Source organism: Trinickia sp. NRRL B-1857 (assembly GCF_050470685.1).
Taxonomy (GTDB): Bacteria; Pseudomonadota; Gammaproteobacteria; order Burkholderiales; family Burkholderiaceae; genus Trinickia.
This window is the reverse complement of the sequence record NZ_JBFLUK010000001.1, coordinates 814142-825218: the sequence shown is the minus strand read 5'-3', so window position 1 is coordinate 825218 and position 11077 is coordinate 814142. Positions and strand designations below refer to the sequence as shown.

Here is an 11077-nt window from a genome sequence, read left to right as displayed (position 1 = left end):
GAGCGATTGATTTGAGTTTCGATCCAATCCATCCAGATTCGAGAAAATTGCGGCCGCGATCCGTCGGCTCAGGCGTGCTTCAACACGTAACCGGATAATTCCGCGACGTTCAGGCCGCGCAACAGCACCAACGGCGAAATGTCGATCCCCGTGCGCTTGTTCAGCGTTTGAGCCAATTCGCCAGCCATCAACGAATCGAGGCCCAGTTCGCTAAGGCGGCTTGTTCCTCGGATTCGTGCCGAGTCTTTGATTTGAAGAACCTTGCAGATGCTGTTCGTCACTTCCGCATAGACAAGTTGCCAATGCTGGTCGGCCGGCAGGGTGTCCAATTGGCGCGAGAGAGAAGGTCCAGCGTCGCGCTCGGCTTCTTGCTCGCCGGCGGGCGCTTGAACGAGACCGGCTAACCGGGGGTCGACAGGTCCCCCGACCTGGGCGACTCGCCGCCAGCGCGCCCAATCGATATCGAAGATGCCGAGGCTCTCCCAGTTGTGTGCGATAGCTTGGCCCAGGATCTCCAAAGCATCTTCCGCAGCAATGCCGTGCAATCCTCGGGCTTCCAACGTGGCTTGGAGCTCGGCGCTGCGCGCGACCATGCCGACTTCGCCGATCACGCCCCACTGTACGTTCGTGCCGCTTTTTCCCTGGGCGCGCCGCCACCTCACGAGGCCTTCGAGGAACCCGTTTGCGGCTGCATACGCGGCCTGGCCCGGATTCCCGATCAAGGCGCTGACCGATGAGTAAGTGACGAAAAAATCGAGTGGGCTGTCGATTAGCGCGCTATGCAGATTCCATGCACCGATTGCCTTTGCTTGAAATACGTTTTCGATTGCGCGATCGGTTACCGTACCGAAGCTTGCATCTTGCACGGTCGCGGCGGCATGAACCACGCCGCGTATGGCGGGCATGACCGACTTGAGCTTGGCTAGCGCGCCTTGCAGTTGCACGCGCTCGGCCACGTCGCAGTTAACGATCCATACCGACGTTCCGCCGGCTTGCAGCTTGCCGAGCGTTTGGTGGGCCCATTCGTCGACCGGTCCTCGACGGCTCAAGATCGCGATATGCCGCGCCCCGCGTTCGGCCAACCACCGCGCGGTCATCAAACCGAGGCCGTTCGAGCCGCCGGTGACAAGATAGGCGCCATCCGTTTCGGCGAACGAAGCGCCGAGCTGCGTCGATGCCCGATTGGGGCTGGGAAGCTCGGCGCGCTCGATTCTCGACACGTAGCGCACGTCCCCGCGGAATGCCACTTCGCTATCCGCTTGAAGCGCGGTCCATTCCGCGTGGACCGTTTCAGCGGCGCGCTGGGCGTCGCGCGTGTCGACGTCGATCGAATGGATTCGCCAATCGGGCCGTTCCGCGCGTAAGACGCGCAACAGGCCAATCAGGGCCTGCTGCCCGGGATGCCCATAAATTTCCTTAGCGAGAACGGACTGGGCTCGATAACTGACGACGAGAAAGCCGAGACCGCCTCGCAGGTTATGACGCTCGACCTCTTGTGCGAGATGGACCGCCTCGAGTACATCGCTCAGTCCCGTCGGGTCTTGCGCGGCGTCGGTTTCGACGGCTTCGCAGAAGTACGCTATCGCATCGATTTGCGGCGCGCCGATCTCCGTGAGCACTCGGCGGATGTCGTTGCGTGCGCCGCGGCTGACGTCGAACGAGTAGGCGTCATGTCGTCGATAAGCGGTGCCGGCGTGGATCGTGATGCAGTTGTCACCCTGCTTACGCGCGCGCTCCGCCCAGGCATCGCCTATGCCTGCATCGTCGCAATGAACGATCCACGTTTGCGGCGATCTCCCCGCGTTCTCGACTGGCTCGACAGGGGCCGGTACCCACGCGGTTCGATAGGTCCAGTCCCGCGAGGCAGGTGCGTTGGCCGCGGTCGCTAGGTGCAACGTGCGAACGCTGACACCCGTCAGCGTTGCGCTGATTTCCCCGTCGGCCGTAAACAGCGTGACGGATCCGGTGGCGCCACCGTTATGCCGTTCGGTGATGCAGGCTCGGCAGGTTGCCGCAGCCCCCGCTTTTCGATAAAGGCGAACCTCGTGAATCGAAACAGGAAGGCATAGCGTCGATTCGAGTGCCGGTTGATCTAAAACCAGCGTCAAGAGCGTTTGAAGGGCACCGTCCAGCAAGCAAGGGTGAATGAAATACTCGGCTGCTTCGATTGCCTGCGCGCTCGCGAGTGCGATGGCGCCGATCGACTCTCCCTCTCCACGGGTGATGCGTCGCAGGCAGCGAAACGCGGGGCCGAAATTCAGGCCGAGATCGGCGACGCGCGAGTAAAACGCATCGACGTCGATCTCCGCTTCATGGGGGCGGCCGGCATGCCATGCGGCACGATCGAATCGCGTCGTAGGGCATGGTTGCGACTCGGCGCCGAATCGGCCGGAGGCGAATCGGCTCCAGGGCGCATCGGGCGTACGCGAGCGACTGTAGATCGCAAAGTGTCGGCCGTCGCTGTCGACTTGTAGGCGAACGAGAGGGCTGTCGTCGATAGCTAGTGCATGATGCAGTGTGAGCTGATCGATGCAGCGTGGACCACAATCGTGCCCCGGATAAGCGAGCAACGCCATTTCGATCGCAGCGGCCGCGGGGAAGATCGTCTCGCCGGCGATTCGGTGGTCGAGCAAATAGGGATAAAGGTGGGCGGCTATATCGCCTTCCCAGCTAGGCTGCGGCTCGCCGATCAACGCACTGAGCAGCGGATGGCCGGGCAAGCCGAGACGATCGGCGCGGGCCAGCTGCGTTTCGGTCCAAAGTTGCTCGCGGTCCCAGGGGTACGCGGGCAGCGCGATGCGGCGGCCGCCATGATAATGGGTACGCCAATCGAGGTCCGCACCGGCCGCGTACAGCCTCGCCAGCTCATCGAGCAGCGTATCGACGCCTGTATGATCGCGACGGTGCAGCGCGCAGGTCATCGCGCGCTTGCCGGCCTGCGACGCACATTCGGCGATCGTTCGCGCCAACACGGGGTGAGGGCCGATTTCGACGAAGGCATCGACGCCGTCGTCGAGCATGGCAGCGAGGGTGTCGCCCCAGCGTACCGGCGCTCGCGCGTTGCGCCACCAGTAGGTCGCGTCTTGCGAGGCGGAGTCGATGCGCGATGCCGTAACGGTCGAATACAAAACGGCATCGGGCTCGCGCGGGACCAGCGAATCGAGGGCTGCCTTGAACTCGGTTTCGAACCCGTCAAGATGACGGCTGTGGTACGCCACCTCGGTATCGAGGCGCCGGTGAAACACGCCGGCGTTTGTCATCTCGTCGCAGAGGCGATCGATGGCTTGCGTATCGCCGGCCAAGGTCGTGGCGTGGGGGCCGTTGAACGCGGCCAGATCGACGCTTTCTCGGGCACTCGCCAGATAAGGGGCGAGCTCGATCGGCGACAGCGCGACCGCGAGCATCGCACCTCGTCCTCGCACGCGCTCCATCAATCGGCTGCGATGGTGGACGATACGAAGCGCGCTTTCGAGCGTGAGTGCGCGACTCGCGTAAGCGGCGGCGATTTCGCCCACGCTATGGCCGACGTAGCAGTTGGCGCGCAATCCATATGTCGCGGCGACTTCGGTCAGCATGACCTGCAAGACGAAGTTTGCGATCTGGGCTTGCCTTGGTGCGGTGATCGGCTCGTGCTCGGATTCCTCGAACAGCGACGCGAACGGTGCCTCGCCAAGCTCGAGCCAGATTTTCTCGCACTGCTTGAGTACGGCTCGTGCGGCGGGCTCGCGCGCAACCAATGCGGCACCCATGCCACGGAATTGAACGCCCATGCCCGTATAGACGAAGGCGATTTTCAGCGGTTGCGTGCCTATTGCGTCTTCGCGCTCGCCACTTTCCGGCGAGCGCTCCCAACGATCGAGTTGCTCGGCCAACTGCGTCGCATCTTGCGCAACGAAGGCGACGCGGTGATCGTAATGTGGACGATGGCATGCCTGGGTGTAGCCGATTTCATCCAAGTCCAGAGCCGGGTTTGCGCGCATCCAGTTCGCGAGTTGACGAGCGCGAGAGGCGAGCGCGCGGGGACTCGCCGCCGACACGGGAAAAACGGCCGGACGTGCCCTTGCGACGAACGCTTGCTCGCCGGCGGGTGGGGCCTCGAGCAATATGGCGTGGGCGTTCGTGCCGCCATAGCCGAAGGCATTGACGGCGGCGCCGGCACGTTCCGTGGTGGGCGGCCAAGGGGTGGGCTCGAGCGGGATGCGTAGGCGCAACGCGTCGAAGTCGATCGCGGGATTCGGAGCGTGGAGATTCCCGTGCGGCGGAATCGTGCGATGTTCGAGCGCTAGGGCGGTCTTGATGACGCCGGCAATCCCGGCCGCGGCTTCCAGATGCCCGATCGCCGTCTTGGCCGAACCGATCCATAACGATTCGCCATCGACGCGGCGTGTGGCGATCGTCGTACCGATGGAGTAGGCCTCGGTCCGATCCCCGGCTTGCGTACCCGTTCCATGTGCCTCGACGTACTGAATCTGATCGGGCCACACGCCTGCGTCTTGCTGCACGCGTCGTATCAGTGCGCACTGTGCCTCGGCGCTCGGCGAGGTGATCGAGTCGGTGTGTCCGTCTTGATTCACGCCGGTGCCGGCAATCACAGCGCGAATCGTGTCGCCGTCGCGCAGCGCATCGTCCAGCCGTTTCAGTACGAGTACGCCGGCGCCTTCGCCTCTACCATATCCGTCGGCCGTCGCATCGAAGGTCTTGCATAAGCCGTCCGGAGAAAGAAATCCGGCCTTGGAAAGCGTGATCATGGTGTCCGGCCAGAGCATGACGTTGACGCCGCCGCATAGCGCCGCGTCGCACTCCCCGTTCGAAAGCGCACGACATGCCAAATGCAGCGCGACCAACGAACCTGAACATGCGGTGTCCACCGTGAGGCTCGGGCCTCGCAAGTCGAAAACATGCGACAACCGATTCGAAAGCATGGACATCGTATGGGCGACCGCTGTGTGCGGACCGGTCGCCGAGCGTTGCAGCGGGCTGTGCGATTGCAGCCGATCGAGCATGAAGCCGCCTACGTAGACGCTCGTGAGCGAGCCGCGGATATCGGCGGCCATCCCGCTGTCTTCGAGCGCTTCCCACGCTACCTCGAGGAGCAGCCGTTGTTGCGGATCGAGGCACATGGCCTCGCGCGGGGAAATCCGGAAGAAACGCGCGTCGAATGAATCCAGCGGCTGGGAAAGAAAGGCGCCGCGATTGACGTGGCTGCGCCCGGGAATATCGGCCTGAGGATGAAAGAATCGCTTTAGACTCCAGCGATCCGCCGGTATTTCGGCGGTTGCGCTTACGCCTTCGAGCAGTGCTTGCCAGTAGGCGTCGATCGAGTTCGCTCGACCGGGGAAGCGGCACGCCATTCCGACGATCGCGATATGCGCGTCTGCGCATTGCCCATCGACGGGCCGCTGCTTTCCCACCCATTGCATGAATGCGGTCTCCCGAAAGCGTGCGCCATGGCGTCTTTCATGGACAGGGGCGCGATGCAAAGACTTGCAAGGCCGAGCAAGGTCGGGTCAGGGCGTGGCGGAGCCTTTGCTTGCGCTTGCCGGTTGCGCGCTCGGTCGCGTGATTTCGAAACCGAAATAGGGCTCCGCCAACGTCGTAAGGAAGGTCAGCTTGAGCTTCGGATTAGCCGCTGCCGAAATCCCTTCCTCGACCTTTCGCACGATTTCCGCGATTTGCGGCCCCTCGAACAGGTATTGAGTTATTTCGGGGTGTTCGGATAGGAAATGATCGAGCGCTGCGAAAAAAGTGTGGGCGATCTCGTCGCCGGACGCGAAATCGAGGGCCGTCTCGGAAGGACCGCCTGCGCAAGCCGGCAAAAGCTCCCTGGTGCTATCGTTCACCAGCGTCAAGCCTAGGTATCGATGCTGTTGAGCGGGAAGGAAGGTGGTGCCGTCTTTGTTTTTCAACAGGAAGCTTTCGTAGCTATAGAGATCTACGTTGTGGCTGTAGATGAAGTGTTTGTTGAATCCAAAAATGATTCGCTTTCCGCCTACTAGCGCCGGGATGTAATCGCCGTCGAGTTCTGCCGACAATTGATCCGAAGTGGCGGCTTTGCCGACCCAAAAATCGTTTGCTGCGCCTTCGAATAGCGATTCGATTGTTTCGGCACGAATTTTAGATATGGTTCGCATAAGATTCTTAGTTGTAAATTGGGAATGAATGGATATGGACGGATCGTGGGACGGTTAGTCGATATTTCCGCCGTAAGTCCCGCCTGGCGACGGAGAGGCGCCACCGAACGTCACGCTGTCGCTAGCGTTATCGATGCCACTTTTTCCGTCATTCGGGGAGGTTGCCGGATCGAAGTAATAGCCGGAGCCCGCGCGGTCTACGGTCCAGCTCGCCGAATTGCTTCCCCAATATGGGACCGCGAAGTTGAATGTAACCGTCGTGGGGTCGGTCGGGGTCAATTTGTCGATTTTGTACACGACGCTTCCTTCGGCCCCTGTACAAAATCCATGCGATTCGCATGTGAACGATCCCCAGGTGCCGATACCAATTTCGGTGGGGGCACCATTGTCACTCCATTGTCCGGATGAATTGGAGCTTCCTGCGACCTTTAAAACCGAATCGCTGTTATTGTAGATCGATACTGTGTACGATCGTGCGGAATTCGTTCCGCTTCCGCTCTTTACTTGATAGTAGAGATTCGTTTTGTTGTCCATGATATATGCCTATTGAAAATTTTTTCGATCTGAAATTGAAATTAAAGGAGTATATTGTTTTGTTTTGATTTTTAGTTGTTATCCAAAAGCTGCGGTCTCACGCGATCGTTGCCAATGGTGATTTTGAATTTTCCGATATTCCCATAGTCATCGTAAATGGTGGCGTACAAAGGATTGTTCCATCCATCTCCATCCGCGTTGTAATTAGATATCATGCCTCGAGCTATGCATAGTTGATTGGCTCGTTGGTTATACGATACGTTGATGTCCAAGAACTTAACCACATCCGTTCCATAGTCGCCGGTAGGCCATGCGTAAAAATAGACGTGAACGCCATTGGATACGGTTACCGCAAAAGGAGAGTCGACGGTATTTCCTGTGATATAGCTGCTTTTTATTTTGAATCCGGGGTCCGTGATTTTAAAGAAAAAATTTCCGAGATAGCATGTCGAACCTGCGGGAATTCGAGCGTATCCGTAGTCCTGATAATCCAATTTCGCGCCGTTGGTGTTGAGGGAGCTATAGGTTTTCGGCGTGATGGCGTTAAGTTGAACGGAGGCCGGAGCCGTCCCCGTTGCCGTGGTGTCCCAGGCTAATGGCTTACCTGTTTTCGGGTCTTTCCACGCGATGCAAGAGGCGACTTGCAGCCCGTCGTTGGTCCCTGAGTTATCGGAGAGGTAAAAATGGCGGTACTCAAATTCAGGCGTACTATCTAGCGTTTCCGTCGAGGGCTGATCCGACGGATTCGTAGTGTCGTGACCGGGGCCCGCGCCTTGCACAAAGGGATTGCAATAATCCCCCTTGATGGTGCTGTATGACCAGCCCGGTACTGGGTTCTCCACGGTCGGCGCACCGTCATCGCTGCACCGAATGGGTGCGCCTGTCGTGTACTCGACGAGCGTGACGACGGCCTTGTTTTGAGTCGGATCGGGATCCACCGCCGATCCGTCTTCCACGCCGATGGTGAATTTAACTTGAACGTGAATTTGATTTAAGGAATTGGAATAGATTGTATTAGTCTCTTTGCTGTCCAGACTGATGTACTGCGTGGCGGTATAAGTGCCGTCGTCGCCTGTGTTGCCGCTCATTTTGCTGCTCCTTCCTAAAAAGGCCCTGGGCTTGGGCGAGCGCTACATAATCAATCGACGTCGCGAGCTGTAAAAGTGTGTTGCGCAATAATTTGCGCGCCTGATCGCGCAAAATGGTTTCAACAAGAAAAGCTGTTTTTAAATAGTTGCTTGCGATGATCGTAAAAATTTTCTTTCGTAATCAGGGTAGATCTGGCGAATGGCGTTGGCAACTATAAACAATTACAGGGAGGGGTATTGCTTGTCGTGTTTAGACATTGCGCGATATTGGTTTTTCGGTGAATTTTAGTGTCTATTGGGCATGCCTTCTCACATGCTGAGAAATGCGCCGTGCGGTTGTGGATCAACATGAGCTATGTTGTACTCAGTATTTGAGTGGGATTCGAATGAAGTCGTGCCGGATCGGCCTTCATTGTTTCGATACTGTGAATTCAACTATGTCAATCGTGATTGCGCTGGGGTATACGGCTGGATATCGTGATTTGGTCTGCGATGGCTATCCGTTGGGGAGTGGTCATCGCCTTTACCTTCCTCGAATCTTGCGCTTCACCGCCCCGGATGATTCGAGTCCGTTCGGTATCGGGGGGCTTCATCCGTATCTGTACTGTGCGGATGACCCTATCGACCGCCAAGATCCTTCGGGACGCGTGTCGTTTGGAGTGGCCGAGAGAGCGGTCTCTGAGCCCGCGAAGACGGCGGATAGGGCACGCGAGGTCGCGGGTGACTCGATCGCGGGCTCGCACGCGCAGGAATCGTCACGCGCGGCATCGATAGCTGCTGTGGCGGGCCCATCGATGGAACGTTTCAGCTCGCAAGAGGCGAGTACGTCGCGTCCCCTCCATGCACCGCTCACGCATTCCGTCGTCGATCGAATGCAGCGATTGCAGCTTGGCGAGCCCCAGGCGGCCGATCGCATTCACGCGGATCTTGAACGAATCGAGCGTGCCTTCGACCAGTTGGAGCGAACGGTAGAAGAAACGACGAATGTGTGGCATGACGGCGGCTGGCAGGTGCGGCATTTGATGCGCGAACATGCCGCGCACATCATGCGCGAGGCCGGCAGGATAGATTACGACAGCCGGATCCTTATCCAACGCGCGACGAGTGGGGGATTCCGCGACCAAGTGGCGCATGCGCGCACCCTGCGTTCATTGGCCGGCAATTATTTAAGGCTGGCAGACGAATTGATGCAAAGCATCGATAACGACGGGGACTTGAGGCAGCGGGAACAATGGGGAATGTTCAATCGCTTGCGCAACGGCGGGGCGCGCGTCGACGATAGCAGCAATTAGGAGCCGGTCCGCTGCCGACGTCGACGCACGTGCGTGCTATTTCTTTTCAGTCGCGGGTTGGCAAGGCACCGCGCTGGCATGGCCGGCCAGTTCGGCCCAGGGAAGGGTCGCTTTCGAATCGCCTTGACCCAAGAATGTGACGGTCTTTCGTAAGTGGTCGACACCGACCTTCCAAATCTGGCGCGGGCCGGGGGCGTACACGGCCTTCCTCCGCTCGTTCCGCTCATCATAGCCCGTGACCAGAATCGCATAGCGGTTGTCGTCGAACGTCATAGGCCAATAGCTTAGGCCACCGTATTTGACGACGTCGCATGTCAAACTCGGCGGGTTTCCTTGTGCGTCGACGGAGCATCTCGCCCTTGCGACGGTGCCGCAGATTTGGAAAGCGGACGGTGCCTTCTCGACCGGTTCTTTGACTACGATGGGAACCTGCAAAAAGGGGGGGGCACCGCCATCGATCGTGCTATCCGCAGCGGCGGCAATCAGCGGTACTGCCGATAAGGCGGCAGCGAAGATCATCGTCAGTTTCTTACCGTTCATCAATTGGACCCTTGGTATGTTGAATGACAAAAGCGATGGCTCCGGACAGCGGCGTTCGCTTTTTAAACCGCGATGATGAAAGAGCGGGGCTCTGCGCCGGTACACGAAACGTCGCTGAGCACAAGCATATGGGGCGATGGCGAGTGGCGCGCTATGAATACTCACAGGTCCTGTGCAATACGAAATTATTTCGGCGCTCGATGAATAACGATTGGCTATCGCCTTGCCCCGGACATACGAATCGCGATCGACGAGGCGATCTGTTGCCATGACCCGAACCGATACGCTATCCTCCGGCATCGTCCCTATAACAAATCGGAGCTTGACCGAAGATGCCTGTTGCCGCTAAGCCGGGTACGAGGACCAAGCCGCCGGAGACGCGGCGCAGCGACATCATGAACGCCGCGCAGCGGCTATTCGTGGAACATGGCGTGGCCGCTACGACGGTCGACCAGATCACGGCCGCCGCCGAAGTCGCGAAGGGTACGTTCTACCTGTATTTTTCGTCGAAGGACGAATTATTGGCGGCGCTCGGCGCACGCTTCGGCGAAGAGCTGCTCGAAAGCATTCGCCGTGCGACGAGGCGCATCGAGTCTGACTGGCCCGGCAAGCTTGCGGCTTGGGCGAAGGCTTATGCCACCGGGTATTTGGCATCGATACGCGTGCATGACGCCGTATTTTGCGCGACATGGCCGCGGCCGCGAGACGGCCAATTGGACAACTGCGTCGTGGACGATTTGGAGCGGTTGCTCGAGGACGGAGAACGGGCACTCGCGTGGTCGATCGACGATACGCGCATGACGGCCGTATTTTTGTTCGGCGGCATTCACAGCATCGTGGACGATCTATCGCGCAAGCAAAATCGTAAGACGCGTGCGAGCTTAGCCCGCACGGTCGAGAAGCTGGCGTTGCGCAGCGTCGGCTCGTCGAGCTGACGCCGCATCGAACTTAGTCTTTCGGAATACCGTCGCGCAGAATGCGCGGAATCGGAATGCCCAAAGCGACCATCTGCCTAAACGGGTTCATAAATTCGCGCTGCTCCTTGATCTTGCCGTCACGGAACGCAAAGCTGTGAATGAAGTGGTTCTCGTAGTGGCCTTCGGGATACCCGGGGAATAGGATCTTTCCGTGTCCTTTGCACTCGACCCAGAAACGATTCGGGTCTTGCGTTTCGAAAATCTGAACGTCGGTCCATTGCCAATCGGGAAAACATTTCAACGACCAGGTCGCATGTTTTTTCAGCGTTTCGTGCCCGCACGCGACGATAGGTTCGAGCGTGTCGTTGGTCCATAGGCCGCCGACGCCGTCCGATGTGAACAGCTCGTAGCGCGTCAAGCGTCCTTCGCCGCGCCGGCTCATGTAATCCTCGACCACGGCGCGATTGCGGCGGCGCAATTCCGAATCGTTCTCCTGTACTTCGACTGCCGAAACGTCCTGTGACATGTTTTCTCCTGACTACGGTTGATGACGGGGCCGATGTACCCCATGGTTA

8 protein-coding genes and 1 pseudogene are annotated in these 11077 nt (G+C 59.0%); 3 read left to right on the top strand and 6 right to left on the bottom strand.

Translation table 11 applies throughout. From position 1 onward, the window contains the following. Positions 1-68 precede the first annotated feature (68 nt). The 4 genes from AB1286_RS03665 to AB1286_RS03650 form a co-directional block, all read right to left on the bottom strand. Positions 69-5420: a type I polyketide synthase gene (locus AB1286_RS03665; protein ID WP_430361985.1), complete on the bottom strand. Its 5352-nt coding sequence runs from the start codon at positions 5418-5420 to the stop codon at positions 69-71. 87 nt (positions 5421-5507) lie between these two features. Further along, a complete protein-coding gene (locus AB1286_RS03660) occupies positions 5508-6131 on the bottom strand; it encodes a hypothetical protein (RefSeq protein ID WP_430361984.1) in 624 nt (207 codons plus the stop codon). Between the two features lie 54 nt (positions 6132-6185). After that, positions 6186-6665 (bottom strand): hypothetical protein, encoded by a 480-nt coding sequence (locus tag AB1286_RS03655; protein ID WP_430361983.1) that lies wholly within the window; start codon positions 6663-6665, stop codon positions 6186-6188. A 71-nt stretch (positions 6666-6736) separates the two neighbouring features. After that, the gene (locus AB1286_RS03650) at positions 6737-7753 is read right to left on the bottom strand and encodes a hypothetical protein (protein WP_430361982.1); all 1017 of its coding nucleotides are present in this window, start codon (positions 7751-7753) and stop codon (positions 6737-6739) included. Positions 7754-8076: 323 nt separating this feature from the next. Between AB1286_RS03650 and AB1286_RS03645 the strand changes: the two are divergent. Together AB1286_RS03645 and AB1286_RS03640 are read left to right on the top strand one after the other, a co-directional pair. Then, positions 8077-8385: pseudogene (locus AB1286_RS03645) on the top strand (RHS repeat-associated core domain-containing protein); the annotation flags it as partial. Positions 8386-8547: 162 nt separating this feature from the next. After that, positions 8548-9045 (top strand): hypothetical protein, encoded by a 498-nt coding sequence (locus tag AB1286_RS03640; protein WP_430365135.1) that lies wholly within the window; start codon positions 8548-8550, stop codon positions 9043-9045. Between the two features lie 36 nt (positions 9046-9081). On the opposite strand, the gene AB1286_RS03635 is transcribed toward AB1286_RS03640, so the two are convergent. Then, positions 9082-9585, bottom strand: coding sequence for a hypothetical protein (locus AB1286_RS03635; protein ID WP_430361981.1), 504 nt, complete (start codon positions 9583-9585; stop codon positions 9082-9084). Positions 9586-9917: 332 nt separating this feature from the next. Here AB1286_RS03635 and AB1286_RS03630 point away from each other — a divergent pair, with 332 nt between their 5' ends. Then, complete coding sequence (locus AB1286_RS03630) at positions 9918-10520, top strand: TetR/AcrR family transcriptional regulator (protein ID WP_430361980.1); 603 nt, start codon at positions 9918-9920, stop codon at positions 10518-10520. 13 nt (positions 10521-10533) lie between these two features. Here AB1286_RS03630 and AB1286_RS03625 read toward each other — a convergent pair whose 3' ends face one another. Then, on the bottom strand, positions 10534-11028 hold the full coding sequence (locus AB1286_RS03625; RefSeq protein ID WP_430361979.1) for a PhzA/PhzB family protein: 495 nt from the start codon (positions 11026-11028) through the stop codon (positions 10534-10536). Positions 11029-11077 lie beyond the last annotated feature (49 nt).

Coding starts and splice junctions, on each gene's coding strand:
- AB1286_RS03655 (WP_430361983.1), bottom strand. CDS start 6,665: ATGGACAACAAAACGAATCTCTACTATCAAGTAAAGAGCGGAAGCGGA.
- AB1286_RS03630 (WP_430361980.1), top strand. CDS start 9,918: ATGCCTGTTGCCGCTAAGCCGGGTACGAGGACCAAGCCGCCGGAGACG.
- AB1286_RS03650 (WP_430361982.1), bottom strand. CDS start 7,753: ATGAGCGGCAACACAGGCGACGACGGCACTTATACCGCCACGCAGTAC.
- AB1286_RS03640 (WP_430365135.1), top strand. CDS start 8,548: ATGGAACGTTTCAGCTCGCAAGAGGCGAGTACGTCGCGTCCCCTCCAT.
- AB1286_RS03665 (WP_430361985.1), bottom strand. CDS start 5,420: ATGCAATGGGTGGGAAAGCAGCGGCCCGTCGATGGGCAATGCGCAGAC.
- AB1286_RS03660 (WP_430361984.1), bottom strand. CDS start 6,131: ATGCGAACCATATCTAAAATTCGTGCCGAAACAATCGAATCGCTATTC.
- AB1286_RS03625 (WP_430361979.1), bottom strand. CDS start 11,028: ATGTCACAGGACGTTTCGGCAGTCGAAGTACAGGAGAACGATTCGGAA.
- AB1286_RS03635 (WP_430361981.1), bottom strand. CDS start 9,585: ATGAACGGTAAGAAACTGACGATGATCTTCGCTGCCGCCTTATCGGCA.